The 26079-nt window shown below is 63.4% G+C and carries 30 protein-coding genes; 19 read left to right on the forward strand and 11 right to left on the reverse strand.

Features of this window, described 5'->3' with window-relative positions; genetic code table 11:
* Positions 1-14: 14 nt before the first annotated feature.
* The 4 genes from NKH41_RS20070 (at position 15) to NKH41_RS20085 (ending at position 3475) form a co-directional block, all read left to right on the forward strand.
* Positions 15-869 (forward strand): PfkB family carbohydrate kinase, encoded by an 855-nt coding sequence (locus NKH41_RS20070; RefSeq protein WP_352933534.1) that lies wholly within the window; start codon positions 15-17, stop codon positions 867-869.
* A 6-nt stretch (positions 870-875) separates the two neighbouring features.
* The gene (locus NKH41_RS20075) at positions 876-2336 is read left to right on the forward strand and encodes an amidase (RefSeq protein WP_352613033.1); all 1461 of its coding nucleotides are present in this window, start codon (positions 876-878) and stop codon (positions 2334-2336) included.
* Between the two features lie 103 nt (positions 2337-2439).
* Complete coding sequence (locus NKH41_RS20080; RefSeq protein WP_352469436.1) at positions 2440-3054, forward strand: LysE family translocator; 615 nt, start codon at positions 2440-2442, stop codon at positions 3052-3054.
* 52 nt (positions 3055-3106) lie between these two features.
* Positions 3107-3475 carry a hypothetical protein gene (locus NKH41_RS20085; protein ID WP_352469435.1) on the forward strand — a complete coding sequence of 123 codons (369 nt, stop codon included), beginning with the start codon at positions 3107-3109 and terminating at the stop codon, positions 3473-3475.
* A gap of 490 nt (positions 3476-3965) precedes the next feature.
* Here NKH41_RS20085 and NKH41_RS20090 read toward each other — a convergent pair whose 3' ends face one another.
* Entirely contained in the window at positions 3966-4907 is a 942-nt protein-coding gene (locus tag NKH41_RS20090) for a nucleoside hydrolase (RefSeq protein WP_352469434.1), read from the reverse strand.
* 144 nt (positions 4908-5051) lie between these two features.
* On the opposite strand from NKH41_RS20090, the gene NKH41_RS20095 reads away from it, so the two are divergent.
* Positions 5052-5477, forward strand: a complete 426-nt coding sequence (locus NKH41_RS20095; protein ID WP_023675270.1) for an Hsp20 family protein — start codon at positions 5052-5054, stop codon at positions 5475-5477.
* A 63-nt stretch (positions 5478-5540) separates the two neighbouring features.
* Positions 5541-5798, forward strand: a complete 258-nt coding sequence (locus tag NKH41_RS20100) for a BQ00720 family protein (protein WP_023675269.1) — start codon at positions 5541-5543, stop codon at positions 5796-5798.
* A 92-nt stretch (positions 5799-5890) separates the two neighbouring features.
* Here NKH41_RS20100 and ptsN read toward each other — a convergent pair whose 3' ends face one another.
* The 6 genes from ptsN to lptC all read right to left on the reverse strand — a co-directional run bounded on the left by ptsN (position 5891) and on the right by lptC (position 11140).
* Positions 5891-6355, reverse strand: coding sequence for a PTS IIA-like nitrogen regulatory protein PtsN (gene ptsN, locus NKH41_RS20105; RefSeq protein ID WP_023675268.1), 465 nt, complete (start codon positions 6353-6355; stop codon positions 5891-5893).
* A 59-nt stretch (positions 6356-6414) separates the two neighbouring features.
* The gene (gene hpf / locus NKH41_RS20110; RefSeq protein ID WP_023675267.1) at positions 6415-6999 is read right to left on the reverse strand and encodes a ribosome hibernation-promoting factor, HPF/YfiA family; all 585 of its coding nucleotides are present in this window, start codon (positions 6997-6999) and stop codon (positions 6415-6417) included.
* Positions 7000-7290: 291 nt separating this feature from the next.
* On the reverse strand, positions 7291-8817 hold the full coding sequence (gene rpoN / locus NKH41_RS20115; RefSeq protein ID WP_352767040.1) for an RNA polymerase factor sigma-54: 1527 nt from the start codon (positions 8815-8817) through the stop codon (positions 7291-7293).
* A 196-nt stretch (positions 8818-9013) separates the two neighbouring features.
* Positions 9014-9832, reverse strand: a complete 819-nt coding sequence (gene lptB / locus NKH41_RS20120) for an LPS export ABC transporter ATP-binding protein (protein ID WP_292664962.1) — start codon at positions 9830-9832, stop codon at positions 9014-9016.
* Positions 9832-10440, reverse strand: a complete 609-nt coding sequence (locus tag NKH41_RS20125) for an LptA/OstA family protein (protein WP_292664963.1) — start codon at positions 10438-10440, stop codon at positions 9832-9834. Before NKH41_RS20125 ends, lptB begins: the two co-directional genes overlap by 1 nt.
* Positions 10427-11140, reverse strand: coding sequence for an LPS export ABC transporter periplasmic protein LptC (gene lptC / locus NKH41_RS20130; protein ID WP_352502649.1), 714 nt, complete (start codon positions 11138-11140; stop codon positions 10427-10429). The genes NKH41_RS20125 and lptC overlap by 14 nt, the downstream gene beginning before the upstream one ends.
* 306 nt (positions 11141-11446) lie before the next feature.
* Between lptC and sppA the strand changes: the two genes are divergently transcribed.
* From sppA to lhpI, 4 genes are all read left to right on the forward strand, one after another.
* Entirely contained in the window at positions 11447-12403 is a 957-nt protein-coding gene (gene sppA, locus NKH41_RS20135) for a signal peptide peptidase SppA (protein ID WP_352502648.1), read from the forward strand.
* Between the two features lie 81 nt (positions 12404-12484).
* A complete protein-coding gene (locus NKH41_RS20140) occupies positions 12485-12769 on the forward strand; it encodes an integration host factor subunit beta (protein ID WP_023675261.1) in 285 nt (94 codons plus the stop codon).
* 47 nt (positions 12770-12816) lie between these two features.
* Positions 12817-13149 (forward strand): DUF1049 domain-containing protein, encoded by a 333-nt coding sequence (locus NKH41_RS20145; RefSeq protein WP_352767039.1) that lies wholly within the window; start codon positions 12817-12819, stop codon positions 13147-13149.
* Positions 13150-13182: 33 nt separating this feature from the next.
* A complete protein-coding gene (lhpI, locus tag NKH41_RS20150) occupies positions 13183-14151 on the forward strand; it encodes a bifunctional Delta(1)-pyrroline-2-carboxylate/Delta(1)-piperideine-2-carboxylate reductase (RefSeq protein WP_352767037.1) in 969 nt (322 codons plus the stop codon).
* Positions 14152-14223: 72 nt separating this feature from the next.
* Here the strand turns inward: lhpI and NKH41_RS20155 are convergent, their stop codons facing one another.
* Positions 14224-14592 (reverse strand): VOC family protein, encoded by a 369-nt coding sequence (locus tag NKH41_RS20155; protein ID WP_352469426.1) that lies wholly within the window; start codon positions 14590-14592, stop codon positions 14224-14226.
* 86 nt (positions 14593-14678) lie between these two features.
* Positions 14679-15362 (reverse strand): helix-turn-helix transcriptional regulator, encoded by a 684-nt coding sequence (locus NKH41_RS20160; protein WP_352468341.1) that lies wholly within the window; start codon positions 15360-15362, stop codon positions 14679-14681.
* A gap of 107 nt (positions 15363-15469) precedes the next feature.
* On the opposite strand from NKH41_RS20160, the gene NKH41_RS20165 reads away from it, so the two are divergent.
* The 7 genes from NKH41_RS20165 (at position 15470) to olsB (ending at position 22915) form a co-directional block, all read left to right on the forward strand.
* Entirely contained in the window at positions 15470-15955 is a 486-nt protein-coding gene (locus tag NKH41_RS20165) for a DUF1772 domain-containing protein (RefSeq protein WP_352539414.1), read from the forward strand.
* 88 nt (positions 15956-16043) lie between these two features.
* The gene (locus NKH41_RS20170) at positions 16044-17105 is read left to right on the forward strand and encodes an RsmD family RNA methyltransferase (RefSeq protein WP_352767034.1); all 1062 of its coding nucleotides are present in this window, start codon (positions 16044-16046) and stop codon (positions 17103-17105) included.
* Positions 17106-17969: a TrmH family RNA methyltransferase gene (locus NKH41_RS20175; RefSeq protein ID WP_352767032.1), complete on the forward strand. Its 864-nt coding sequence runs from the start codon at positions 17106-17108 to the stop codon at positions 17967-17969.
* A gap of 26 nt (positions 17970-17995) precedes the next feature.
* Positions 17996-18472: a signal peptidase II gene (lspA, locus tag NKH41_RS20180; RefSeq protein ID WP_352454178.1), complete on the forward strand. Its 477-nt coding sequence runs from the start codon at positions 17996-17998 to the stop codon at positions 18470-18472.
* Between the two features lie 51 nt (positions 18473-18523).
* The gene (gene acuI, locus NKH41_RS20185; RefSeq protein WP_352767031.1) at positions 18524-19513 is read left to right on the forward strand and encodes an acrylyl-CoA reductase (NADPH); all 990 of its coding nucleotides are present in this window, start codon (positions 18524-18526) and stop codon (positions 19511-19513) included.
* Between the two features lie 88 nt (positions 19514-19601).
* Positions 19602-21890 (forward strand): PAS domain-containing hybrid sensor histidine kinase/response regulator, encoded by a 2289-nt coding sequence (locus NKH41_RS20190; RefSeq protein WP_352767030.1) that lies wholly within the window; start codon positions 19602-19604, stop codon positions 21888-21890.
* Between the two features lie 149 nt (positions 21891-22039).
* Complete coding sequence (gene olsB / locus NKH41_RS20195) at positions 22040-22915, forward strand: l-ornithine N(alpha)-acyltransferase (protein WP_352767302.1); 876 nt, start codon at positions 22040-22042, stop codon at positions 22913-22915.
* A 110-nt stretch (positions 22916-23025) separates the two neighbouring features.
* Here olsB and grpE read toward each other — a convergent pair whose 3' ends face one another.
* The gene (gene grpE / locus NKH41_RS20200) at positions 23026-23661 is read right to left on the reverse strand and encodes a nucleotide exchange factor GrpE (RefSeq protein ID WP_023675250.1); all 636 of its coding nucleotides are present in this window, start codon (positions 23659-23661) and stop codon (positions 23026-23028) included.
* Between the two features lie 236 nt (positions 23662-23897).
* Here grpE and NKH41_RS20205 point away from each other — a divergent pair, with 236 nt between their 5' ends.
* Together NKH41_RS20205 and NKH41_RS20210 are read left to right on the forward strand one after the other, a co-directional pair.
* Positions 23898-24101, forward strand: a complete 204-nt coding sequence (locus tag NKH41_RS20205) for a hypothetical protein (RefSeq protein ID WP_023675249.1) — start codon at positions 23898-23900, stop codon at positions 24099-24101.
* Positions 24102-24227: 126 nt separating this feature from the next.
* Entirely contained in the window at positions 24228-25250 is a 1023-nt protein-coding gene (locus NKH41_RS20210) for a fatty acid desaturase (protein WP_352469420.1), read from the forward strand.
* Positions 25251-25397: 147 nt separating this feature from the next.
* Here the strand turns inward: NKH41_RS20210 and NKH41_RS20215 are convergent, their stop codons facing one another.
* A complete protein-coding gene (locus NKH41_RS20215; RefSeq protein WP_352539419.1) occupies positions 25398-26018 on the reverse strand; it encodes a DJ-1/PfpI family protein in 621 nt (206 codons plus the stop codon).
* Positions 26019-26079 lie beyond the last annotated feature (61 nt).

Genomic DNA, 26079 nt, shown 5'->3' on the forward strand with positions numbered 1-26079 from the left:
CCCGGGCCCCCCGCTTGCCCGGCCCGGGCTCGACCGTGCGCGCCCCCGTTTGCCATACCCCCCCCGGCGCCAGGGGCGCAAACCCGCCGCGGGCCGCCGCCCGCGCCGGCGCCAAGGTGCGCATGGTCGGCGCGGTCGGCAAGGACAGCTTCGCCAGCGACGCTCTGGCGCTGCTGCGCGACGGCAAGATCGACCTGTCCGGCGTCGGCGAGACCTTTGCCTCGACCGGTACCGCGTTGATCATGGTCGGCGCCGACGGCGAGAACGTGATCGCCGTTGTGCCGGGCGCCAATGATTCGGTCGTGCCGGGTGACCTTTCCAAGGCTTTCGTAAAAAACGGCGACGTCGTGCTGCTGCAACTGGAGATCCCGCTGCAGACCGTCGAGGCAGCACTCGACGCGGCAAGCACGGCCGCCGCGATCACCGTGCTCAACACCGCACCTTTCCATGGCGACGCGGCCGGCTTCCTCGGCAAGGCCGACTATCTCGTCGCCAACGAAACCGAGTTCGACCTCTATGGCGAGGCGCTGTCGTTGAATGGCCGCGACCGCCCGGCACGGATGCGCGACTATGCCGCGAGAACCGGCCGCACCATCGTCGTCACGCTTGGCTCGGACGGCGTTCTGGCGGCAACGCCGGACGATCTCCTGATGGTTCCGGCGCTGAAGATCACCCCGCTCGACACGGTCGGTGCCGGCGACACGTTCTGCGGCTATTTTGCAGCCGGGCTGGCAGCCGGCCTGCCGCTCGACCAGGCGCTAGCCCGCGCTGCCGCAGCCGGTTCGCTGGCCTGCCTGAAAGCCGGTGCACAGCCGGCCATCCCGCTGGCCAGGGACGTCGATGCCGCCCTGCAGAAATCTGCAGGCTAAAGCGGGATGACAGCCATGCGCCCGACGACGAAGCACGCGGTGCCGCCCGCCGGCGACATCTGCCGCCTGTCTGCCGTGGCGCTTGCCGGGAAGATCAGGCGCCGGCAGCTTTCGGTGCGCGAAGTGGTCGCGGCATTCCTCGACAGGATCGAGGCGGTGAACCCGCTGGTCAACGCTATCGTTTCATTGCGTGAGCGTGCCGACATCCTGCGCGAGGCCGACAGCGCTGACGCTCATCTGGCGCGAGGTGGAGATACCGGATCGCTGTTCGGCCTGCCGATCGCGATCAAGGATCTTGCGCTGACAAAAGGCCTGAGAACCGCCTTCGGCTCGCCGATCTTCGCCGATTTTGTGCCTGAGGAAGACGACTTCTTCGTCGAGCGCGTCCGCAAGGCCGGCGCGATCATCATCGGCAAGACCAATGTTCCCGAATTCGGGCTCGGCTCCAACACCTACAACACCGTGTTCGGACAGACGCTCAACGCATTTGACCCGGCGCTGACCGCCGGCGGCTCGAGCGGCGGTGCGGCGGTCGCGCTGGCGCTCGACATGGTTCCCGTTGCCGATGGCAGCGATTTTGGCGGTTCCCTGCGCAATCCCGCTGCCTACAACAATGTCTATGGCTTCCGTCCATCGCAGGGATTGGTGCCGGCCGGCCCAGACCTTGATGTGTTTCTTGCGCAAATGGGCGTCGAAGGGCCGATGGGGCGTAACGTGCGTGACATGGCGTTGCTGCTCGACGTTCAGGCCGGCTATCATCCTCGCGCGCCGCTGTCGCATGATAAGCCAGGCTCGTTCCTCGAAGGGCTGGACGCACCGGCGGCCGGCGGGCGCATCGCCTGGCTCGGCGATCTCGACGGCCATCTGCCGGTTGAAGCAGGCATTCTACAGCTTTGCGAGGCAGCACTCGGCCGGTTCGCGGATGTATCCTTCGAGGCCGAGCCGCTGATGCCGAAATTCGACTTCGAAGCGCTGTGGCAAGCCTTTGTAACGCTTCGCCAGGCGAGCAGCGGTTGTGCGCTCAAGGCGCATTACGACGATCCCTCGAAACGCAGCCTGCTGAAGCCGGAGGCCGTGTGGGAGGTGGAACATGCACTGCGCCTCACCGCGCCGCAGATCCACGCCGCCACGGTGAGGCGCTCGTCCTGGCACCGAATGCTGCTATCGCTCTTCGAGCGTTTCGACCTGATTGCGCTGCCAGCCGCACAGGTCTTTCCCTTCGATGTCGTCACCCACTGGCCAAGGCAAGTGGCCGGGCGTGCCATGGACAGCTATCATCGCTGGATGCAGGTTTCAGCGTTCGCCACGCTGGGCGGCTGCCCGGCTATCAATGTGCCGGCGGGCTTCGACGCCAGGGGCAGGCCAATGGGCATGCAATTGATCGGGCGGCCGCGCGGTGACCTCTCCGTGCTGAGGGCGGCTGCCGCCTATGAGACAACGCTGCCATGGCAGGCCGGCGCCTGCTGAAATCAACTCCGCATTGTCGGCGCCTCGCCGGCTTGCACGCAACTCATCGCCATGCATTGATCGCGACAGCGCGCCGCACGAGCGGCATCTGTGGAGGGAAAAAATGTCGTTGGAACTCTACGCCACCTATGTCGTCGCCTGCATCGTCATCATCCTGGTGCCGGGGCCGACGGTGACGCTGATCATTGCCAACAGCATCCGCCACGGCTCGCGCGCAGGGCTCGCCAATGTCGCCGGCACCCAGGCCGGGCTAGCCATCATGATCGCCATCGTCGGCATCGGATTGACTTCGCTGATCGCGGGCATGGGCCACTGGTTCGAGTGGGTCCGGCTGATCGGCGCCGCCTACCTGATCTGGATGGGCGTGCAGATGTTCCGCTCGAAAGGCAAGCTGAACGCCGACGGAACGGCAAAAAGGCCACGTGGCGGCTTCTTCCTGCAGGGCCTGCTGGTGGCGATCAGCAATCCAAAGACGCTAGTGTTCTTCGGCGCCTTCTTTCCGCAGTTCATCGCTCCCGAAGGCAATTACGCACTACAGATCGGCGTCATGGGTCTCACCGCGATGATCTTCGCCGCAGTCTCGGATTCGACCTACGCGCTGGCCGCCGGCCGCGCCGGACGCCTGCTGTCGGCCGGCCGCCTCAAGCTCTTGTCGAGGATCAGCGGCAGCTTCCTGGTCGGCGGCGGCCTGTGGCTGGCCTTTTCCAAGGCGAAGTAACGGCCGCGAGCCCGGCGACGCCAACAGCAACATCCTGGAATAGGAAAGCCGATTGAAAGTCGGCCTTCAGGCCACCACATGGATCAACAGTTGGGGATTCATGTCTATGCCGTGGAGTTACGCGGATTTGAAAAGGAACGCGTTTGGCGTGATCCTGTTCATCGCTTTGTTCGCGGCGATGGTTCCGTCGGCTCTGAACAAATGGGCGAATGACGCAAGTCCGATCCGATCGGTCGACCCGGTCGATGCGACGATCAAAAGTGGACAGGGTAAAGGGCGCAATATCCAATATCTGCTGGTCCTTGAGAACGGTTCGACGGTCCTCGTTTACGACGACCTCCCGCATCTGATCGGCTCGCGCGTAGGCATCGAGCGCGTCACGCGCGACAATGGCTTCGTCTTTTACCGGTTTGCAAATTGAACGACGATCGATCGATAAGCTGTTTTCAAAGGTGACGCGAGTGACATGGCTTTTTCGGGGAATCGCTCTTGAACAAAGCCCCTATGCTACTCAACTCTAAGGTATGGGGCCGGCAAATCTTTCTCTTAGAACCCGCATTCTTTTGCTTCGGGAAGAGTTTCGCGACAGAGTTGTTGGCATCACAATCTTGTGTGCGCTCGCTCTCGCGATCGCTGTGCCGATTGTAACCAGGCAGAACAGTCCGATCACTGGCACACAACTCGTAGGAGGCACCGTCGAAGATGTTGCGACGATGCCTCTAAATCCGAGGGGTTCCGTCGGACATGGACTTTATTATAGATATGAAGTCCGCCTCTATGAGGGCAACGCTCGGATATTTGTCGATGGTGAGGTGGAAACACCCCACATGATTGGATCGGAAGTCTCGATCGAAGAACAACAACGCCAGGACGGTACCACCACCTACCGCCTGCTCAACTACTGAGCAGCCCTAAAGCCGCCCCAGCCGTTCCAGCAACAGCGCGAAAAACGCATCATGGTCGATGTCGCGCATCACCATGGCGTTCTTCGGCCGCTTGGTCACCCCCCACCAGTCGATCACCGTCATGCCCATGGTGAGCTCCGAGGCGGTTTCCACGCTGACATTGCAGTTGCGCCCCTTGAACAGCTTCGGCTTCAGCAGATACGCGATCACGCAAGGATCGTGCAGCGGGCCGCCGTCGGTACCGTATTTCTCCTCGTCGAAACGTTCGAAGAATTCCAGCATGTCCGCGGTGGCCGTGCCGACCCTGGTGCCGAGCTTGCGGAAGGCCTTCGTACGCTTGGCGGTGGTCAGCGCCTTGTGGGTGACGTCGAGCGGCATCATCACGATCGGAATGCCGGATTTGAACACGACATCGGCAGCATGCGGATCGACATAGATGTTGAACTCGGCGGTCGGCGTGACGTTGCCGCCCTCGAAGAAGCCGCCGCCCATCAGCACGATTTCCTTGATGCGCGGCGCGATTTTCGGCTCGCGGATCAGCGCCAGCGCAACGTTGGTGAGCGGCCCGAGCGCGCACAGCGTGATCGTGCCGCTCTCCTCGTTCATCAGCGTCTCAACGATGAAATCAACCGCATACTCGTCCTGCAGTTTCATCTTTGGTTCGGGCAGTTGCGGCCCGTTGAGGCCGGTCTTGCCATGCACTTCCTCGGCGGTGACGAGTTCGCGCGCCAGCGGCCGGATGGCGCCTGCATAGACCTTGACGTCCGGCCGGCCGGCCAGCTCGCAGATCTTGCGGGCGTTTTTTTCGGTAAGTTTCAGCGGCACGTTGCCGGCCACCGCGGTGATGCCGACGATCTCCAGCTCGGCGCTGCCCAGCGCCAGCAATATGGCGACGGCATCGTCCTGGCCGGGGTCAGTGTCGATGATGATCCTGCGGGATTGGGGCATTTCAATTCCTTGTTTTGGCAAGTCTTTTTGGGCGGGACGTGTGACGGCTTGAAGTCTGCCGGGCGGCGGACCATATCAAGACCATCGGGAAAAATGCCATCCGGGTTTTTCCACTTTATGTCGCTCTTGAGAGGACACTGTAACATGAGCCGAATGACGCCTTTTTCCAGCCCGCTTCTCCTCGGTTTCGATTCCATGGAAAAGACGCTGGAGCGGTTGGCAAAGTCCGGTGACAGCTATCCTCCCTACAACATCGAGCGCCTCAGCGGTGCCGACGGCAAAACCGAAAGGCTGCGTATCACGCTCGCCGTCGCCGGTTTCGCGGAAAGCGATCTCGATGTCACAACGGAGGAGAACCAGTTGGTCGTGCGCGGCCGTCAGAACGACGACACCGAGCGCGAATTCCTCCACCGCGGCATCGCCGCGCGCCAGTTTCAGCGCTGTTTCGTGCTGGCCGACGGCATGCGGGTGATTGCGGCGGAATTGAAGAACGGCCTTCTGTCGATCGATCTCGATCGGCCGGAATCCGAACGGCTGGTACGAAAAATAAACATATCGGTGAAAGACTGATTTTTGCCGATAGCTCTCATGCGGGATGGCCTTGAGCGGCATCTCGCGGCAAGGAGGCTTGAAATGACCAGAACTAACGAAAATATCATCATGACCAGCGGCGAATTCGCCCATCTCGGCGAAGGTTCTGTCGCCTATCTCAGGAAAGTGTCGAGCGACGATCTGCGCGGCCGTTTCCCGGGCCTCGGCGAAATCGCGCCCGGGCTGGAACTGTGGGCCCTGTTTGCCGCCAATGGCCAGCCGATCCTGCTTTCGGACGCTCGCGACCGGGCACTGGCTGGCGCGCTGGAAAACGATCTGACCCCGGTCGCTATCCACTAACGTCGTTATCCACTGACAAATACGGCGCAGCGATCTGGTTGGAAACGGACAGGGCCGCTCACGGCGGCCCTTCAACGGATTTAATCAAAACCTCAGGCGGCGTGCGAGGCCTGTGTGTCCGACAGCAGCGCGTGGATGGCTACGGCGTCGCGCGTGCCCCTGATCTTGGCAACCGTGTCGGCGTCGCGCAGCACCCGCGCAATGCGCGACAGCGCCTTGAGGTGGTCGGCGCCGGCGCCTTCGGGAGCCAAAAGCAGAAACACCAGGTCGACCGGCTGATCATCGAGGGCCTCGAAGTCCACCGGTGTCTCCAGCCGGGCAAAAACGCCGGCGATCCGCTTCACCCCGGCCAGCTTGCCGTGCGGAATGGCGATGCCGTTGCCGACGCCGGTGGAGCCGAGCCGCTCGCGCTGCAGGATGGTGTCGAACACCTCTCGCTCCGGAATGCCGGAAATCGCCGCCGCCCTTTCGGACAGCAATTGCAGCAGCTGCTTTTTGGAGTTCGCCTTCAACGCCGGCATGATTGCCGGAACGCTGACGAGATCGCTCAGATCCATGCTTGAAATCCCTTGTTCGCCTGCCGTCGCCAGTCCCCACGCTCGCGTGCGGCTGGTTTTTACCCCTGCGCGACCTTGGCCGTGGACGGGTCGATCCAGCCAATATTCCCGTCCGGCCGGCGATAGACGATGTTGAGATGGTCGTTTCCGGCATTGCGGAAGACCAGGACCGGGCTGTCCTTGGTGTCGAGTTCGATCACCGCTGACGCCACCGACATGGTCCGCAGCGTCATGGTCGATTCGGCGACGATGGCCGGCGCGAAATTCTCCGGTATGTCCTCCTCGTCGTCGGCAAGCGGCGCCATCACCGTATAGGCGACGTCGGTGAGCTCGCCGTTGCTATTGCCTGAATTGTGCGACTTCAGCCGGCGCTTGTAGCGCCTGAGGCGTGTTTCCAGACGGTCCGCCGCGGTATCGAAGGCAAGCGTTGGATCCTGGGCATCGCCGGTCGCCTGCAGCGAAGCACCGGAGTCCAGCCGGATCATGCAATCGGCCGTGTAGCGCGACCCCGATTTGACGACCACGATTTGCCCTGAAAAGCCCCGATCGAAATATTTCCCGATCACTTCCCCGACACGGTCGTTGATGCGCGTACGGAACGCATCGCCGATATCCATGTGTTTTCCCGATATGCGCAGTGTCATCTGAAAACTGACCTTCCTTGCTCAGGCTTCAAACTGTCCCGAGTTTATACTCGTGGTCCGCGCGCACAAGCTTTTGCGGCGTCACTTGCGCCGATTTTAGATCCGAACTTTCCGGTTGATCACAAGCCGCCTTCTTGGCCGTCCCGTGGCCTACATCGTGACGGACCATCTCTCGTGCGGGCATCGGCGAACTCAAATCCACTCGCCAGCCCGTCCCATGCGGGCGGGCTTCTAGCCACTTCGTCGCCGCTTGTCAATGAAGGGCGAAAGCTGTGGAAATTCCGCCGGAGATCAACGGCCGGCGCTGGCCAAAGCGCGTTTTTCACGCCGCCGCTGCACCGAAGAGGGTATGTTCATGCCTTCCCGGTATTTGGCCACCGTGCGCCTGGCGATGTCGACGCCGCTTTCCCGCAGCATGTCCACGATGGCATCGTCGGAAAGCACATCGATGGCTTTCTCCTCGTCGATCAGCTGCTTTATGCGGTCGCGCACCGCTTCCGACGAATGCGCATCGCCGCCACCTGACGAAGCGATCGAGGCGGTGAAGAAATAGCGCAGCTCGAACACGCCGCGCGGCGTCAGCATGTATTTGTTTGCCGTGACCCGGCTGACCGTTGATTCGTGCATGCCGATGGCGTCCGCCACCGTGCGCAGGTTGAGCGGCTTCAGGTGCCGCACGCCGTGGACGAGAAAAGCGTCCTGCTGGCGCACGATCTCAGAGGCCACCTTGAGAATGGTCTTCGCCCGCTGGTCGAGGCTGCGCGTGAGCCAGTTGGCGTTCTGCAGGCATTCGGCAAGGAAATCCTTTTCCGCCTGGTTTTTCGCATGTGGCGTGACCTGGGCGAAATAGATGTGATCGACCAGCACGCGCGGCAGCGTCTCGGCATTGAGCTCGACCGTCCAGCTGCCGTCATTGGCTGCACGCACCTCGATGTCGGCCACGATCGCATCGCTGGCACCGCGCGAAAACGCCATTCCCGGCCGTGGGTCGAGCGCCCGGATCTCGGCCAGCATGTCGAGCAGATCCTCTTCGTCGACGCCGCAAATCCGCTTCAGCGTCTGGAAATCGCGCCGTGCCAGGAGTTCGAGATTGGCGATCAGCGCCTTCATCGCCGGATCGAGCCGGTCGCGCACGGCCAGCTGCAGCAACAGGCATTCGGCGAGGTCGCGGGCGAATATGCCGGCGGGCTCGAATGTCTGGCAGACCGCCAGGACCGTTGCCACCGCCGTGGCGTCCGTGCCGAGGCGGGCGGCGATCTCGGCCATGTCGGCACGCATGTAGCCGGCCTCGTCGAGGCCGTCGGCAAGCTCGCCTGCGATCAGGCGCGCCGCCGGATCGGCAAAGGCGAGCGCCACCTGCTCGCCGACATGGTCGCGCAGCGTGATGGCCGCCGCCGCCATATCCGCGACGTCGAAGCCGTCGGAGGAAGAGGTGGAACCGTTGCCGGACGCCGATTTCCATTGTGCCGTCAGGTCGGGCCCGAGCCGCTCGCTCGTACCAGGATCGTCGGGAAACAGGTTTTCCAGCGATGTATCGAGCTTTTCCGAGATCGCCTCGGCGCTCCACGCCGTTTCCGCCTCGAACCAGTCGCCGTCGGCAGCCGGTTCCGATGCAGCGTCGCCCTTCTGCGCCTGGTCGCTGGCGGCGTCCTCCTGCGGTTCGGCGCGTTCCAGCAGGGGATTGCGTTCGATCTCGTCGTCGATGAAGCGTTCCAGCTCGAGATGGGTGAACTGCAGCAGGCGGATCGACTGCATCAGCTGCGGCGTCATCACCAGCGACTGCGACTGTCGTAGCTGTAGTTTTGCCGCCAACGCCATGGTTCGGTTTCAAACGCTCCGTCTACGCACCCGCACTGCTGGAAGGAATTTTCCAGGCCAGCATAGAAACTGGCCCGGCTTTTGCTTGTCAAGGCGAGGAGCGGCAAAACTCGCCTGCCGGCACGTTTTCAGGCAGAAAATTGAAGAAAAGCTGCTGGACTACGCCGGAAATCCCGCTCGAGCCGGAATTTCGCATTTAGAGTGTAAATCCCTCGCCGAGATAAAGCCGCCGCACGTCGGCATTTGCGACCACTTCGTCGGCTCGACCATGGGTCAGCACCTGGCCGGCATGGATGATGTAGGCGCGGTCGATCAGGCCAAGTGTCTCGCGGACATTGTGGTCGGTGATCAGAACGCCGATGCCACGTGCCGTCAAGTGGCGCACGAGTTGCTGGATGTCGGCGACGGCGATCGGATCGATGCCGGCGAAAGGTTCGTCGAGCAGCATATAGGCGGGGCGGGTTGCCAAGGCGCGGGCAATTTCGAGGCGTCGCCGCTCACCGCCGGAGAGCGACAGCGACGGAGCCTTGCGCAGATGGCTGATGTGAAATTCCTCGAGCAATTCGTCGAGCAGGCGCTCACGCTCCTTGCGGCTCTTTTCGACGACCTCGAGCACGGCCCGGATGTTTTGCTCGACATTCAGGCCGCGAAAAATCGACGCTTCCTGCGGCAGATAGCCGATGCCGAGACGGGCGCGGCGATACATCGGCATCGACGTGACGTCGAAACCGTCGATTTCGATCGTGCCTTCATCGACCGGCACCAGGCCGGTTACCATGTAGAAACAGGTCGTCTTGCCGGCGCCGTTGGGGCCGAGCAGCCCAACCGCCTCGCCGGCGCGCACGCCCAGCGTCACGCCGCTGACGACTTTGCGGCCCTTGTAGCTTTTGGTCAGCCCCTTGGCGATCAAGGTTCCCTTGAACTTTGCCGCTTCGACGGTGACCCTGGCCGGTGCCGCAAGTTTGCTGGCGGCGCGCCCTGGAAGACGCGCCAGCAGCGACGATATGCCGGTCATCAGGGTTTCGCTGCTCCAGACTTCGCCGGCGGCGTGATCGACATCATGACGCGGCCGCCGCAAGCGTCGACCTGGGCAAGGCCGCTCTTCATCTGCACGGTAAGCTTGCAGCCGACAAGCACGTTATCGCCTTGCGAGAGCACGACCTTGCTGCCCGAAAGCACCAGCACTTCGGTCTTCATGTCGAAGGTGCCGCGGTCGCCGGTGGCAACCTGATTGTCCGATTTGATGTAGACCTTATCGTCGACCTCGAGATGGTCGATGTTGGCGGATCCGGTCATCGCCGCGGCACCCGCGGGCTGGGCGCCTTTAGCGGCGCCTGCATCCCTGACGTAATAGACCGTCATTTTGCCGGCCTTGAGCACGGTTGGACCCTGGACGACGTTGACGTTGCCGGTGAAGACGGCGACGCTTTCCGCCTGGCGCACCTCGAGCTTGTCGCTTTCGATCTGGATAGGCTTGTCGCCCGACAGCCTGAGGCCGGACATTTGGCTGGTGGCACTGGATTGCGCCAGCGACGGCGCCGTCCCGAAGGTCAGCCCCAAGGGCAACCCGAGCGTCAACGCCGAAATCGCGGCGAGGCGCCGTGCCGAACTACTGAACCGCATTGGTCTCTCCGCTCTTTGCCTCTGCCGCCTTCAAACTGGCGGGATCGATGTCGACGCGCACCTTGTTCTCGAAAACCAGGACCTTGCCATTGTCCTGGACCGACATCGAATCCGCCCTGATCCGCGACCCGCCGCGGCTGACATCGACGGGCTCGCTTGTCTTCATAGTGCCTTCGCCCATGTCGAGATAGACTGATTTGAATTTTGCCACCACACCATCCGTGGTCGACACGGTCACATCGCTGGTCAGGCTGAGCGTGTTGCCGTCGCGATCATAGGTGCCGTGCGTGGCATCGATGGCGGCCGTGTTGTCGGTCGCAATCGGCAGCTTGGCCTTGATGCCCTCCAGATCGATGATGCCTTGTTTGCTGACATCCTGTATGGCGCGCAGGGCTGTCATCGAATAGGGCAGGTTCTGTTTGGTGAAGCCGTTGAGCTTGGGGTTCGCCATCACCAGCTTGCCATCGGCAAAGGCGCCGCCGTCGGCCTGCACCTCGATTGCAGCGGGAGCCATGAGATAGGAATAGACGGGAAACGCGACCGCAATCACGGCAGCGACCAGCGGCACGGCCAGCTTGAGGACACGGACCCGGCGCGAATGACGCTGCGCAACGTCAAACGCGTCGACCCGCGCCCGGCCTGCGGCCTTGGGAGCCAACTCCGTCTCGGTGTTGGTCGGTTCGATTGGTCCCGCTAACATGACTGCTTCTTCTAAACCCCTGCCCGCCAGGCCGCCCTATAGGTGGGGTGCCGGCGCCCTCAAGCAAGCACAAGCCGAGGAAAACCGCAAAAATGTGACAGCCGCCCCTGTACAATGAAAATGGCCCCAGCGCAGCCTGTACCTCATACCAGATATGGGCGCACAGTGTTAGAGCCTGTGGAACGTGACAGGTTGAGGCTTGCCGCGAATGCCTAACGGCCTTTGGCGCAAGGCCGTCAGGAAACGGTAGCCGGGCGCGAATGGTTGCTTTAAAAGCATCTGCTCCCACCGACTACGAGGCTGACCATGGTATTGAGAGCCGACGACCTGATCGACCGCCGCCGCTTGCGCCGCAAGCTGACATTCTGGCGTGTTGCGGCGATTATCGTCGCAGCAGCCGGACTGATCGCCTTCTCGGCATGGATCTATGGTGACGACTTCACCGGCGCGGCTGTCGACCACATCGCCAAGGTCAAGATCGAAGGTACCATCACCGAAGACGAAGAACTGATCAAGCGGCTGGAGGCAATCCGTCAGTCGCCGCGCGTCAAGGCTGTGATCCTGTCGATCGATTCACCCGGCGGCACCACCGTCGGTGGCGAATCGATCTATGAGGCAGTGCGCAAGCTTGCCGCCGAAAAGCCGGTGGTGGCCGAGGTCGGCACGCTCGCGGCTTCGGCGGGCTATATGATCGCCACCGCGGCCGACCATATTGTCGCACGCAAATCCTCGATCGTCGGCTCGATCGGCGTGCTGATTCAGTACCCGGACGTCAGCGGCCTCATGGACAAGCTCGGCGTCAAGCTGGAGGAGGTGAAATCCTCGCCCTTGAAGGCCTCGCCTTCTCCCTTCAAGCCGACCAATGACGATGAGCGCGCCATGGTCCGCAAGCTCATCCTCGACAGCTACGACTGGTTCGTCGGCATCGTCGCCGAGCGCCGCAACATGACCAAGCCGGAGGTGCTGGCGCTCGCAGACGGGTCGATCTTCACCGGCCGGCAGGCGGTCACCAACAGATTGATCGACGCGGTCGGCGGCGAGGCCGAAGCAATCGACTGGCTTGCAGGCAAGGGTGTCGATGCCAAGCTCAAGGTGGTGGAATGGAAGGACACGGAAAAACGCGGCGGTTTCCTGTTCTCCAAAGCGATGGCGCAGACCGTCGGTGCTGCGCTTGGCCTGGCCGGCCATGACGGCGACGTCCTTCACGAAATTGGAGCGGACCGCTTGTTTCTTGACGGTCTCGTTTCCGTCTGGCACCCTTGAGGAACCGCTTGGGACGAGTGAAAAACCAAATAAAATCATTCTGATAATTTCGGCGGCACTGCTTTTACGGGGAGCCTTTTCATGATCAAATCCGAACTTGTGCAGATCATCGCCACGCGTAATCCGCATCTTTTCCTGCGCGACGTCGAAAACATTGTCAGCGCCATCTTCGATGAAATCACCGACGCGCTTGCCGAGGGCAACCGGGTCGAGTTGCGCGGCTTCGGCGCGTTTTCGGTGAAAAATCGCCCTGCCCGCACCGGCCGCAACCCGCGCACCGGCGAATCCGTAGAGGTCGAGGAGAAATGGGTACCGTTCTTCAAGACCGGCAAGGAATTGCGTGAAAGGCTGAACGGAGGCAAGTAGGCGTCGCGCCCGCCGTCCCGCTCCGATAGCAGTCCCTACGGAAAAACATGTTCAATCGCTTAATCCTCATCGTGGTCTTCGTGCCGCTGGCCATCATCCTGATCGCGCTGGCCGTTGCCAACCGCGAACCGGTCGCCTTCACGCTCGACCCGTTCAATCCGGGCAACCCGGCGCTGACGCTGACCTTGCCGCTGTTCATATTCCTGTTCCTTGCCCTTGCCATCGGCATGATCGTCGGCAGCCTGGCGACCTGGATCAAGCAAGGGCGCTATCGCAAGCTGGCGCGCCAGCGCGGTGCCGAGGCCGAGAATCTGCGCCAGGCGGTAAGCCGCGCGCCTGCCGCGCCTCGGGGCCAGGCTTTGCCGAAGGCGACAAACTGAAGCGTCGCTGACATATCTTTCGCGGAGCCTTTCATGCTGACCATTTCGGCCGCCGAGGTCGACAGCGCGCTGACCTTTCCCGGACTGATCGAGACGCTGCGCGCCGCCTTTCGCGATGGCGCCATACAGCCGGTCAGGCACCATCATACGATAGAGCGGCCCGACGGCGCCGCTTCAACGCTGCTTTTGATGCCGGCCTGGACCGACTTCAACGCGGCTGGCACCTCCGCCGGCGGTCACATCGGCATCAAGATCGTCACCGTGTCGCCCGACAACAACGCTGTCGGAAAACCCGCGGTGATGGGCCTTTACCTCTTGCTCGACGGCGCCACCGGCGAGCCGCAGGCCATGATCGACGGCCAGCGGCTGACGCAGTGGCGCACGGCCTGCGCCTCGGCGCTGGCCGCCTCCTACCTGGCCCGCGAGGACGCCTCGCGGCTGCTCGTGGTAGGCGCCGGCGCGCTGTCGCCGTTCCTAGCGAAGGCGCATTCGGCTGTGCGGCCGATCACCAGCATCCGCATCTGGAACCGCACGCCGGCCAATGCCGAAAAGGTCGCTGCAAGATTGCGTGCGGAAGGTTTTGCGGCCGAAGCCGCAGGCGATCTCGACGCCGAACTCGGCCAGGCCGACATCATTTCCTCGGCGACAATCACCACCGAGCCGCTGGTCAAGGGCGCCTTGTTGCGACCCGGAACGCATGTCGACCTCGTCGGCGGCTTCACTCCGGCGATGCGCGAAAGCGACGACGACACGGTTGCGCGGGCCCGCGTCTATGTCGACACCCGCGCCGGCGCCACCAAGGAAGCCGGTGACATCGTCCAGCCGCTGGCCTCCGGCGTGTTGAAGCCGGAAGCCATCGTCGCCGACCTTTATGAACTCACGCGCGGCCAGAAAAAAGGCCGGCAGAACGACGACGAGATCACGCTGTTCAAGTCGGTCGGCGCAGCCCTCGAGGACCTCGCCGCCGGCATTGGCGTGTATCGCGCAAGCGTAGGGCAGTAGGGCAGTAGGAAACCGCACTGATCGTGCGGCGCCGCGCCAGCTATATTTCCTGTCACGTACTCCCCTACTGCCTTACTCCCTTTGCCAATAAACCCGCAGCCGATGATTGTCGGGATCGAGCGCGACGAAGGTCCGGCCGAAATCCATGTCGGTCGGGCTCTGCAGGATTTTCAGACCCCGTCCGGCCCAATCGGTGTAGGTGGCATCGACCGCCTCCGGCGTGTCCAGCGCAAAGACGATCTCGGCGCCACCGCCTGCTGCCGCGGCGGCCGGTTCCACGGTGTGACGCGACCAGAGGCCGAGCTTGAAGCCGTTGTCGAGCACGAACAGCACGAAGGTCGGCGAGGTCTCGACCGGCTGCCGCCCAAGCAGCGCGCTATAGAAGGCGCCGCTTTGCTCAGGCTTGTCGACATAAAGGATGACGAAATTGGGCGGTGTCATGAATTGCTCTCCAGATCGTTTCGACTGGAGGAGCATACCGTACGCCACTGCCAGATTCTGGCAGCAGTCTCAACTGAGCAGCAGCCTTAGCTTGGCGTGTCGAGCGTCGCCCGCCATTCTTTGAGCAGCACCTGACGGCGGCGCGGATAGCGCATCTCGGTGGCATTGAGGCCGGATATCCGGTCGGCGCGAAAGTGCCTGAAATCCTGGCGCATCTCGCACCAGGCCGCGACGACGCGCACCTTGTCGAAGAAGCCGAGTGCGAACGGCCAGACAGTGCGCTCGGAGGCAGCGCCGCCGGCGTCGCGATAGACAAAGCTCAGCTTGCGCTCCTCGCGGATGGCCTGCCGCACCACGCCGAGATCGATGCCTTCGGTGACCTCGGTGCGCGACCCGACCAGCAGCGTCGAGGCGTCGAGCTCTTCGCGCAAATCGTCCGGCAGCACCGCCGCGATCTTGGCCAGCGCGTCGGTGGCGGCGTTCGCAAGCCGCCAGTCCGGCTGCTTGGCCACCCAGCGCGAACCGAGCACGATCGCCTCGATCTCCTCATCGGTGAACATCAAGGGCGGCAGCATGAAACCGGGCCTGAGCACGTAACCCAACCCCGCCTCACCCTCGATCGGCGCGCCCTGCCCCTGCAGCGTGGCGATATCGCGATAGAGCGTGCGGATCGACACACCCATTTCGCCCGCAAGGCTGCGGCCGCTGACCGGCCGGCGATGCCGGCGCAGGATCTGGATCAGGTCGAGCAGGCGTTCAGCACGGGACATGAATCATGACCTGGTTTCAATCACGATAGAGCCCCAGCGCTTTCGGCGGCAAGCGACATGGGTGGCGGACGGGAACGTCTGCGTCCTGACGCCGTTGTCTGGCCACTATGGATATGCGCGGGTTCCTGTTGTTCTGGTCGGTTTTGACCGCCATCGTCGCTGCGCTCAGCCTCGGACCATCCTTCGCCCATGTGCTGGAATCGGTGCCGCGGCTGACCAGTTGGCCGCCTTCGCTCTGGCGTGAAACCACTGTCTTCAACGCTCAGTTCCAATTCTTCGCGATTGTCGGCGCACCGCTGGACGTGGCCGCGATCGCCTGTCCGGGGCTTCTCGCCTGGATGCTGCGCAGCGACCGCCCGGCGTTCTGGTGGATTTTGGCCGCCACCGTGCTTTATCTGATGGCCCTCGTGGCGTGGTTTACCCTGGTCAAACCGGCAAACGATGTCCTGGCCACCTGGGTGCCTGGACCGATCCCGGACAATTTCGAAAGTATCCGGAGCAGTTGGGAAACCGGCCATATGGTCGTCACCGGCTTCAAGGCCGTTGGTTTCATAGCGCTCGCAGTCGGCCTGCTGTCGATCAGGCGCGGCTGATCCGGTTTCACACGTCGGCAGCCCTTTTGTTGCGCCGGTCAATGTGCTGTGGCAGAAGCGGCGAGCCGCCGTCCGGAGATGCGCCTTCTTGAAACCTTTTCGCGACAAACGCCGCGACAGCCGCCCGCCCCCGAAGGGCGGGGCGGAGCAGCCGCGGCGGCGCGACGCCGGCCTGACCGCCGGTTCGGAGCCTAAACTGCAGGACCGGTCCGAGCCGAAAGCCGCGCCGCGCCCTCTATCCCGCCGCGATGGCGCGCTGCCTGCCGAACATCTGCCGCTGATCCTCGAGGTCGGCCCCAATCAGGACTACGCGTTGCTCGACAGCGGCGCCGGAGAAAAACTCGAGCAATACGGCCCCTACCGCATCGTTCGGCCGGAGGGCCAGGCGATCTGGCAAAAGGCTTTGCCGGCCAGGGACTGGGAGCGCGCCGACGCCATTTTCACCGGCGATACCGACGAGGAAGGCATCGGCCGCTGGCGCTTCCCCAAGACGCCGCTCGGCGAGACCTGGCCGATGAAGCATGACGGCATAGATTATCTCGGCCGCTTCACTTCGTTTCGCCATGTCGGCGTCTTTCCCGAGCAGGCCTCGCACTGGGACCACATGGCCGGACTGATCGCGGCGGCAAAACGGCCGGTGAAGGTGTTGAACCTGTTCGGTTACACCGGCCTTGCCTCCTTGGTGGCGGCGCGTGCCGGCGCCGAGGTCACCCACGTCGATGCTTCCAAGAAGGCGATCGGCTGGGCGCGCGAAAACCAGCAAATGGCGGGCTTGTCGCAAAAGCCGATCCGCTGGATCGTCGACGATGCCGTGAAATTCGCCGAACGCGAGGAGCGCCGCGGCAGCCGCTACGACATCATCCTGTTCGACCCGCCCGCCTATGGCCGCGGACCGAAAGGCGAGGTCTGGCAGCTGTTCGAGGACCTGCCGGCGCTGACCGATATCTGCCGCACGATCCTGACGCCGAAGCCGCTCGCCGTGGTACTGACCGCCTATTCGATCCGCGCCTCTTTTTTCGCCATCCATGCCCTGATGCGCGACACCTTCGCCGGCATGGGCGGCACGGTCGAGTCGGGTGAATTGATCATCCGCGAGAAATCTGCCGGTCGGGCGCTTTCGACCTCGCTGTTCTCGCGCTGGGTGGCCTGAATGAGTGCGTACGAACGGCACGCGGGCGCGCCAGGGCAGGTGAAGGAAGTCACCAGCCTCGCCAACCCGCTGGTCAAGGACATCAAGGCGCTCGCGCTGAAGAAATTCCGTGACCAGCAGAATGCCTTCATGGCCGAAGGCCTGAAGCTGGTCATCGACGCGCTCGATCTCGGCTGGTCGATCAGGACACTGGTCTTCGCCAAGGCCGGACGTGGCAATACGGCGGTTGAAAAGGTCGCGGCGCGCACGGTCGCCGCCGGCGGCACCGTCCTTGAAGTTTCGGAAAAAGTGCTGGTCGCCATCACCCGCCGCGACAATCCGCAAATGGTCGTCGGCGTGTTCTCGCAGAAATACCTGCCGTTGAAGGACATCCGCGCCCGTGACGGCGACGTCTGGGTGGCGCTCGACCGCGTCCGCGACCCCGGCAATCTCGGCACCGTCATCCGCACGGTCGACGCTGTCGGGGCCAGGGGCGTCATCTTGGTCGGCGAGACCACCGATCCCTTTTCGGTCGAAACGGTGCGCGCCACCATGGGCTCGATTTTCGCCGTGCCGGTCGCCAAGGCGTCGCCCGAAGCTTTTCTCGCCTGGCGAACGAGCTTCCCCGGCCTCGTCGCCGGCACCCATCTGAAGGGTGCGGTCGACTACCGCTCGGTCGATTTTTCAAAGGGCCCGGTGCTTTTGATGATGGGTAACGAGCAGCAAGGCCTGCCTGACGAGCTTGCCGCAAGCTGCGACAAACTGCTGCGGATACCGCAGGCCGGCCGCGCCGATTCGCTCAACCTTGCAGTGGCCACCGGCGTCATGCTGTTCGAGATCCGGCGCGGCGCGCTGGATCTCGGCCCGGAGGACGCCAGATCGTGACATCTCAAACCGTGAAACTGCAAACCATGAAGTCCTGGAGGCCGTATGCTCTTCTGGTCGTCGCCGCGATAGCGCTCGACCAGTGGGTGAAATACCTAGTCGAAACCGGTCTTGCCTTTCAGGAACGGCTCGACCTGCTTCCGTTCCTGGCGCTGTACCGCACCTACAACACCGGCATCGCGTTCTCGCTGTTTTCGTCCTTCGGCGACACCGGCCTGGTGGTCGTCGCGGTTCTGGTGGTCGCTTTCGTGCTCTATCTTGCGGCCCGCACGCCGCCGGGCCACCTGCTTGCCCGCATCGGCTTCGCGCTGATCGTCGGCGGCGCGCTCGGCAACCTGATCGATCGCGCAATCTACGGTCATGTCATCGACTATGTCCTGTTCCATACGCCGGTCTGGTCCTTCGCGATCTTCAACCTCGCCGACGCCTTCATTTCGGTTGGTGCGGTGCTGGTCGTCTTCGACGAACTCATTGGCTGGCGGCGCGGAGCGTCGAGCGATTGACCTCACTCGCCTGGCGCCGCACATTCTGATCTGCAAGCCCGAGGAGAAAAAATGCCCGAAACCTTCAAAGCCATCCTCGTTTCGCGCGACGCCGAGAAAAACCAGTCGGTCGCGGTGACCGAGCTTACCGAGGCAGACCTGATGGAGGGCGACGTCACCGTCGCGGTCGAGGCGACGACGGTGAACTACAAGGACGGTCTTGCAATTACCGGCAAGGCGCCGGTAATCCGCCGCTGGCCGCTGGTGCCGGGCATCGATTTCGCCGGCACCATCATCTCGTCTTCCAATCCTGGCTGGCGCAAGGGTGACAAGGTCATATTGAACGGCTGGGGCGTCGGCGAGACGCATTTCGGCGCCTTTGCAGGGCGCGCCCGCGTCAAGGGCGACTGGCTGGTGCCGCTGCCGGACGGCATGAGCCCGCATGATGCGATGGCGGTCGGCACCGCCGGCTACACCGCCATGCTTTGCGTCATCGCGCTGGAGCGGCACGGCATCGTGCCCGATCGCGGCCCGGTGGTGGTGACCGGCGCTGCCGGTGGCGTCGGCTCGATCGCGGTCTCGATCCTGTCCAGCCTCGGCTATCACGTCATCGCCTCGACCGGCCGCGCTGCCGAAAGCCCCTATCTGATCGACCTCGGTGCCGCGGAAGTGATTTCACGCGACGAGCTCGCCCAGCCGGCAAAACCGCTCGCCAAGGAACGCTGGGCCGGCGGCGTCGATGCGGTCGGCAGTCACACGCTGGCCAACGTTCTGTCGATGACCTCCTATGGCGGCGCCGTTGCCGCTTGCGGCCTCGCCGGCGGCATGGGCCTGCCGGCCAGCGTCGCCCCCTTCATCCTGCGCGGCGTCTCGCTGCTCGGCATCGATTCGGTGATGGCGCCGAAGGCGGTCCGCCTCGAGGCCTGGCGCCGCATCAGCGCCGATCTCGACCACGCAAAGCTTGCCAGCCTGTCGACGAGCATCGGCTTCGACGGCATCATCGGCGCCGCGCATGACATCGTCGAGGGTAAGATCCGCGGCCGCGTGGTGGTGGATATGTGAGCCCCCAAGGGATAAAAAAGAGCGCGACCGCTAAAATTCGAGCGATCAACCACAACCTTCGATAAGCTCTCTCTGGCAGGATTTCCGTATGATTGCGGAACCCGGCATCAGAGAGGCGGAACCAGCCGAACGGGCCGACGGGACGGCCCCCGCGGCGCCAGGACGGCAGCTTGTCGCCGCGCCACCGCTGGCGCCGGAACTGCCGGCCTCCAACCGCGAAGGCCTGCCCTTCCTGACGCTCGTCGCCATCGTCGTGCTGGCAGGCTTTTCGCATCTGACCGGGGCGCCGGTCTTCATCACCATCGGCCTTTTGGCGACAGCCATCGCCGGGCTCGCCATGCATCTGCGCAACAGGCGCACCGAGCGCCGCGCGGTTGCCCTGCTCGATGCCACGACCGCCCGCAGCCGCGCCGAAATCGAGACGCTGGCCGACCGCATGTGGGAGATGCAGGAGAGCGAGGAGCGCTTTCGCGGGCTGATCGATGCACTCGGCGATCTCGTCGTCCATCGTGACCGCGACGGCCACATTGTCTACGCCAACAAGGTTTTCGCCGACCTTGTCGAAACCGACCAGCGCGACCTTGCCGGCAAGACCCTGGCCGAACTAGGCATCGATGTCGGCATCGTCCCCGACGCCGCGTTTTCCGACCATGAATGCCTGAGTTCCACCGACGTCGCCATTCGCACGCCGGATGGCCCACGCTGGTTCTCTTGGATCGAGCTGTCGGTGCGCGACAAGGACAGCGGCGCCGTTTCGCATCGCGCCATCGCCCGCGACATCACCGCTCGCAAGCGCGCCGAATCCTCGCTGATCACCGCCCGCGAGCGGGCCGAATATGCGAGCCAGGCCAAATCGCGCTTCCTCGCCACCGTCAGCCATGAGATCCGCACGCCGATGAACGGCATCATGGGCATGGCCCGGCTTCTCGCCGACACCAGCCTTTCGCCCGAGCAGCGGACCTATGTCGGCGCCATCTCGACCTCGGCCAGCGCGCTGCTGGCGCTGATCGAGGACCTGCTCGACTACTCCAAGATCGAGGCCGGCCGCTTCGATCCCGAACCGCAACCGATGTCGGTGCGCGAGATCGCCGACAATGTCATCGAGCTTTTGGCGGCGCGGGCTTTTGCCAAGGATATCGGCCTCGGCTGTCATGTCGAACCCGACGTGCCGCAGCTGATCACCGCCGACCCCGGCAGGGTCAGGCAGGTGCTGCTCAATCTCATCGGCAACGCCGTCAAGTTCACCGACAGCGGCGGCGTCCTGGCAAGCATCGCCCGCGTCCGCACCGAAACCACCGACCGCATCCGCTTCACCATCACCGACACCGGCCCCGGTCTGCGCGAGGAGGACATGGAGCGCATATTCGAGGACTTCGAACAGGCTGACGGCACCTCGACCCGTGCGCATGGCGGTGCCGGCCTCGGTCTCGCCATTTCCAAGCGCCTGGTGACCGCCATGGGCGGCACTATCTCTGTGTCAAGCCGGCTTGGCCAGGGGTCCGAATTCGTCTTCGAGATTCCCGCTATTTCCGCCGTCGAGGCGCCGCAGATCCGCCAGGACGCGCTGTCGGGCCGGCATGCCGTGATCGTGTCGAAGAACCTGGTCGAGGCCGAAGCCCTCGCCCGCACCATTCGCGCCAATGGCGGCACGGTCGATCTGGCCACCGCCGCCGCCCAGGCCACCCCTTTCGCCGAGAGCTGCGACGTGCTGCTGATCGATGCTGCCATGGAGCAAAGCGACGGCAGGCTGCTCAGGCGCCTGCGCCAGAGCGGATTTGCCGATTGCGAGGCAGTGACGCTGATTGCACCGACCGACCGTGGCATGCTTGGCGAGTTCCGTGCCAATGGTTACGCCACCTTCCTTGCGAGGCCGGTGCGCGGCGAGACATTGCTGCGCGTGCTTTTGACCAGCCACGCGCCGGTCATCGCCGAGCCGCAACTGCAAAGGCGCGGCGCGCAGGCGGGGCACGCCATTGGCGCCCGCCAGCAGGGCCTGTCGGTGCTGATCGCCGAGGACAACGACATCAACGCCATGCTGGCCCGCGCCACGCTGCTGAAGGCCGGGCATCGCGTGAAAGTGGTCGGCAACGGCAAGGCCGCCGTCGAGGCGGTCATCAGCACCGGCCACAAGCACCGTTACGACGTGGTGCTGATGGACTTGCATATGCCTGTCATGGACGGCCTGGACGCCATCGCCGCCATCCGCCGCCATGAGGAGGAGACCGCGGTGCCGCCAGTGCCGATCATGGTGCTGTCGGCCGACAGCCAGGAAAAGACCCGCCACGCCGTGCTCGCTCACGGTGCCAGCGGCTTCGTCACCAAGCCGCTCGACCCCGATGCCCTGGTTCATGCGGTCGAAGGGCAAGCGGCCGCCTGAGGCACAACATAGACGGTTGATAGATTGCCCAGCCGACGAAGTATTGCCCGCAGAGCCGTATCACGGTACTGTCACAATCCTGTTGCACCTACACCGTATCCCCGTGCCAAGAGGGATGGCTCGAAGGAGAATCACTCGTGCATACAGTCATGCCGGAATGTGATGCTCGGCCGAACGCCAGCGGGCCTTTGCTCGTCGGCCGGAACGCCGATGCCGTCATAGAAGGCGCATCGCTCGGCCGCATCGGCAATCTCGAAGTGCGGCTCGCCCGCAACGAGGCCGAGATCGCTGCCGCGCAGGAAGTGCGCTACCGGGTGTTCTACGACGAGCTTGGTGCCAGGAAGGACCTGTTCCAGATGCAGGACCGCCGCGATGCCGATCGCTTCGATCCCCTCTGCGATCATCTGCTGGTCTTCGATACTTCGCTTTCCGGCCCCGAGCATCGCCGCATCGTCGGCACCTACCGCCTGCTGCGGCAGGAGATTGCCGCGGCCGCCGGCGGCTTCTATTCCGAAGGTGAATTCGAGCTGACCAAGCTCATCGCGCGGCATCCCGGCCAGCGCTTCCTCGAGCTCGGCCGCTCCTGCGTTCTGCCGGAATACCGCTCGAAGCGCACCATCGAGGCGCTGTGGCAAGGCATCTGGGCCTACATCAACCATTACGGCATCGGCGTGATGACCGGCTGCGCGTCGTTCCACGGCACCGTGCCTGCGGCACATGCCGAGGCGCTGACCTATCTTGCCCACCACTGCCGGACGAATTCATCCTGGGACGTGCGCGCCGTCGCCGGGCGCTATTGTTCCATGGATCTGATGCCGATCGAGGCCGTCAACACCAAGGCGGCGATCGCCGCGATGCCGCCGCTGGTCAAGGGCTATCTGCGCGTCGGCGCACGCATCGGCGACGGTTGCGTCATCGATCGTGAATTCTCGACGGTCGACGTGTTCGTGGTGATGCCGGTCAAGGAGATCGGTGCCCGCTACGTCAATTATTATGGCGGAGAAGCGCAGCGGTTTGCGGCCTGAATAAGGGAGTAGGCGGAGAGAAGGCAAGGGCGCGAGTAGGCAATTGCTACTTTACCCGACGTAGCGCTATTCCCTACTCCCGTACTGCCCTATTCCCCTACTCCCCTAACTTACGCATCTTTCTCAGCCTGCTCGTTGACCGGCCCCGGCTCCACTGGCGCTTCGCTTGCGACATGCTTGGGGCCGCCCTTGGCGACGCCGACCATGGCCGGCCGCAGAACACGCTCGCCGATCGAATAGCCGGGCTGCACGACCTGCACGACCGTGTTGGCCGGTACGTCGGGATTGGGCACCTCGAACATCGCCTGGTGGAAATTCGGATCGAATTTCTCGCCCTCGGGCTCAAGCTTCTTCACGCCGTGGCGTTCCAGCGCCGACAGCATGGCGCGCTCGGTGATCTCGACGCCGTCGATCAGCGCCTTGAAGCCGGCATCGCCCGACGCCTTGGCCTCCTCCGGGATGGCATCCAGCGCACGGCGCAGATTGTCTGACACCGAAAGCATGTCGCGGGCAAAATTGGCAACCGCATAGGCGCGCGCATCGTGGACGTCCCGCGCGGTACGGCGGCGCAAATTCTCCATGTCGGCCGCGACGCGCAGCGCGCGATCCTTCAGCTCTTCGTTTTCCTTCAGAAGCCGCACAAGCGCCTCATAGTCGCCGTCGACGCCACCTTCCCTTGGCTCCGCGGCAGCCTCGGTCTTCTCGGCTTCATCGGGCGCGCGTTCGTCTTTTGCCTGGTCGCTCATCGCCGTTTCCCGTCATTTTCGAATGGTGTGGATTTGCGCCCGATATCGAGGTTTAGCGGCCAAAAATCAAGGGGCAAGCGATACTGCAGCCGCTGTCGCTGCTTGATGGCGGACGGCGCAGACCTTTCGATTTTAATTCAAACTTTACCGTACCCGACGGCTTTGCTTGCCGGGACACTACAATGCGGGAACCATTCCTCCCTTGGAAGAGTTTCGAAGCCGACACAGGATTTTGGATGATGCCCCGCAGGAATGGCGAAAAACGCGACGGGCTCGCCGCCGATATCCGGCGCCAGCTCGGCACCGAGGCGACCAAGCGCTTTCTGCGCACCTTACCGGCCTTCCGCACGGAGTCCGATATTCCCGACCGTCTGAAGGAATTGCTCGACCGCCTGGACGGCGTCGAAGCCAAGGTGGTCGCAGGCGGGCGCCGTCGGTAGACACCGTCGCCAGCAACGCGACCTGCGATTGCGGCCGCAATTCCTCGCCATCGCGCGACATTTACCCGCAGTAACTTTGCGTGATCTCCGCCTTGCGGCAGCGCGCCGCTCCGCCTATGTTTCATGATGAACATGATTTCCCCCGAAGCTGTGGCAAACAGCAAGCGCGCCTGGTTGAAGATCCTGTCGCGCTATAAAAAGCCCGACAGGCGTCGCAGCGCCGTCGAACTCGCCATCACCCTCATCCCCTTCGCCACGCTGTGGGCACTGTCCTCGGCCGCTTATGCCTATGGCCATTGGTGGGGTCTGGTCCTCATCCTTCCGGCAGCCGGCTTTCTGGTGCGTATCTTCATGATCCAGCACGATTGCGGCCACGGCTCCTTCTTTGCCAACCGCTATGCCGACGACTGGATCGGCCGCGTGCTTGGCGTGTTGACGCTGACGCCCTACGATTGCTGGCGCCGCGCCCACGCAACCCATCACGCCAGCGCCGGCAATCTCGACGAGCGCGGCACCGGCGACATCAAGACACTGACGGTCGCTGAATATCGGCAACTGTCATGGCGGGGCCGGCTCGCCTATCGCCTCTATCGTCATCCGCTGGTGATGTTTGGCCTTGGCCCGATATGGATCTTCATTTTCGAGCAGAGACTGCCCTTGGGCATGATGCGGGGCGGTTTCACCCCCTGGGTGTCGTCGATGTCGACCAATCTCGCCATCGCGGTCATCGCCGCGCTGCTCATCTGGTTCGTTGGCCCCGGCGCGTTCCTGGTCGTGCATTTGCCGATCGTCATCCTCGCCGGATCGGCCGGCATCTGGCTGTTTTATGTCCAGCATCAGTTCGAGGAGACGGAGTGGACAAAGGACTCCGAGTGGGAATTCCAGCACGCTGCCCTGCACGGTTCGTCCTATTACGACCTGCCGCCGGTGCTGAACTGGATCACCGGCAATATCGGCGTCCACCACGTGCATCACCTCTCGGCCAAGGTGCCATGCTACCGGCTTCCGGAAGTGTTGAGGGACTATCCGGAGCTGCGTGAGATCGGCCGCGTCACACTCCTCGACAGCCTGCGCTGCGTCAAGCTGGCGCTGTGGGACGAGAGTCGCAGCAAGCTGGTATCGTTCCGCGAAGCGCGGATGGCCGTGTAAAGCATACCGCCGCACCTAAAGCGCGTCGCGCTCGACCGGCCTCACGCGACGCGCTTTAGGTTGTTGTTTATGCATGCCGTTATCGCAAAACCGCTGACACTTTTGCGCGACATGCGTTAGGGGTGCGGCGGGCTCCACATTCCGAGCTTAAGCCGCCCGGCGCTGGTCGCGCATCAGGATCTCGCCCTGGCGGATCTCGGTGCCCAGCACTTTCAGGCATTCGCGCATGAAGGCGGCAAGGCCCGGCCAGCCCTTGGCCGACACCAAATTGCCGTCGACATGGGCGCCGGTCGGCGCAACATCGATATAGATGCCGCCGGCCAGCGTGACTTCCGGCTCGCAATATTGCAGCGCCGCGACTTCCCTGCCGCGCACCACGCCGTCGACCGCGATCAGGATCTGCACGCCGTGGCAGATGGTGAAGATCGGTTTTCCCGTCTCATGGAAATGCCGCACCAGCGCCTGCACGCGCTTGTCGATGCGGATATATTCCGGCCCGCGCCCGCCCGCCGCGTAGACGGCATCGTAGTCGGCCGGATTGACCTCGGAAAACGTCTTGTTGAGGATGTAGTCGTGGCCGAGCTTTTCCGTATAGGTCTGGTGGCCCTCGAAGTCGTGCAGGGAGGTCTTCAGGATATCGCCGGCCTTCTTGTCGGGGCAAACGACATGGACGGTGTGGCCCACCGCATGCATGGCCTGTTCAAAGACGAAAATCTCGTACTCCTCGCTGAACTCGCCAACGAGCATCAATATCTTCTTGCCAGCCATACCCGGTTCCTCCCTTGTGGCCACATTTATTCGGATCGCGAAATAATGGGCCTATCCTAAG

Source organism: Mesorhizobium sp. M1169, from assembly GCF_040318345.1.
GTDB lineage: Bacteria > Pseudomonadota > Alphaproteobacteria > Rhizobiales > Rhizobiaceae > Mesorhizobium.

Bases quoted from the DNA above. Each gene is read 5' to 3' on its own strand.
- acuI (WP_352767031.1), top strand. From the start codon at position 18,524: ATGCCCGAAACCTTCAAAGCCATCCTCGTTTCGCGCGACGCCGAGAAA.
- NKH41_RS20145 (WP_352767039.1), top strand. From the start codon at position 12,817: ATGTTCAATCGCTTAATCCTCATCGTGGTCTTCGTGCCGCTGGCCATC.
- sppA (WP_352502648.1), top strand. From the start codon at position 11,447: ATGGTATTGAGAGCCGACGACCTGATCGACCGCCGCCGCTTGCGCCGC.
- NKH41_RS20080 (WP_352469436.1), top strand. From the start codon at position 2,440: ATGTCGTTGGAACTCTACGCCACCTATGTCGTCGCCTGCATCGTCATC.
- lptB (WP_292664962.1), bottom strand. From the start codon at position 9,832: ATGACCGGCATATCGTCGCTGCTGGCGCGTCTTCCAGGGCGCGCCGCC.
- ptsN (WP_023675268.1), bottom strand. From the start codon at position 6,355: ATGGATCTGAGCGATCTCGTCAGCGTTCCGGCAATCATGCCGGCGTTG.
- NKH41_RS20095 (WP_023675270.1), top strand. From the start codon at position 5,052: ATGAGCCGAATGACGCCTTTTTCCAGCCCGCTTCTCCTCGGTTTCGAT.
- lhpI (WP_352767037.1), top strand. From the start codon at position 13,183: ATGCTGACCATTTCGGCCGCCGAGGTCGACAGCGCGCTGACCTTTCCC.
- NKH41_RS20100 (WP_023675269.1), top strand. From the start codon at position 5,541: ATGACCAGAACTAACGAAAATATCATCATGACCAGCGGCGAATTCGCC.
- NKH41_RS20140 (WP_023675261.1), top strand. From the start codon at position 12,485: ATGATCAAATCCGAACTTGTGCAGATCATCGCCACGCGTAATCCGCAT.
- grpE (WP_023675250.1), bottom strand. From the start codon at position 23,661: ATGAGCGACCAGGCAAAAGACGAACGCGCGCCCGATGAAGCCGAGAAG.
- NKH41_RS20205 (WP_023675249.1), top strand. From the start codon at position 23,898: ATGATGCCCCGCAGGAATGGCGAAAAACGCGACGGGCTCGCCGCCGAT.
- NKH41_RS20090 (WP_352469434.1), bottom strand. From the start codon at position 4,907: ATGCCCCAATCCCGCAGGATCATCATCGACACTGACCCCGGCCAGGAC.
- rpoN (WP_352767040.1), bottom strand. From the start codon at position 8,817: ATGGCGTTGGCGGCAAAACTACAGCTACGACAGTCGCAGTCGCTGGTG.
- NKH41_RS20075 (WP_352613033.1), top strand. From the start codon at position 876: ATGACAGCCATGCGCCCGACGACGAAGCACGCGGTGCCGCCCGCCGGC.
- NKH41_RS20210 (WP_352469420.1), top strand. From the start codon at position 24,228: ATGAACATGATTTCCCCCGAAGCTGTGGCAAACAGCAAGCGCGCCTGG.
- lspA (WP_352454178.1), top strand. From the start codon at position 17,996: ATGAAGTCCTGGAGGCCGTATGCTCTTCTGGTCGTCGCCGCGATAGCG.
- NKH41_RS20190 (WP_352767030.1), top strand. From the start codon at position 19,602: ATGATTGCGGAACCCGGCATCAGAGAGGCGGAACCAGCCGAACGGGCC.
- NKH41_RS20155 (WP_352469426.1), bottom strand. From the start codon at position 14,592: ATGACACCGCCCAATTTCGTCATCCTTTATGTCGACAAGCCTGAGCAA.
- NKH41_RS20215 (WP_352539419.1), bottom strand. From the start codon at position 26,018: ATGGCTGGCAAGAAGATATTGATGCTCGTTGGCGAGTTCAGCGAGGAG.
- hpf (WP_023675267.1), bottom strand. From the start codon at position 6,999: ATGACACTGCGCATATCGGGAAAACACATGGATATCGGCGATGCGTTC.
- NKH41_RS20160 (WP_352468341.1), bottom strand. From the start codon at position 15,362: ATGTCCCGTGCTGAACGCCTGCTCGACCTGATCCAGATCCTGCGCCGG.
- lptC (WP_352502649.1), bottom strand. From the start codon at position 11,140: ATGTTAGCGGGACCAATCGAACCGACCAACACCGAGACGGAGTTGGCT.
- olsB (WP_352767302.1), top strand. From the start codon at position 22,040: ATGCCGGAATGTGATGCTCGGCCGAACGCCAGCGGGCCTTTGCTCGTC.
- NKH41_RS20125 (WP_292664963.1), bottom strand. From the start codon at position 10,440: ATGCGGTTCAGTAGTTCGGCACGGCGCCTCGCCGCGATTTCGGCGTTG.
- NKH41_RS20175 (WP_352767032.1), top strand. From the start codon at position 17,106: ATGAGTGCGTACGAACGGCACGCGGGCGCGCCAGGGCAGGTGAAGGAA.
- NKH41_RS20165 (WP_352539414.1), top strand. From the start codon at position 15,470: ATGGATATGCGCGGGTTCCTGTTGTTCTGGTCGGTTTTGACCGCCATC.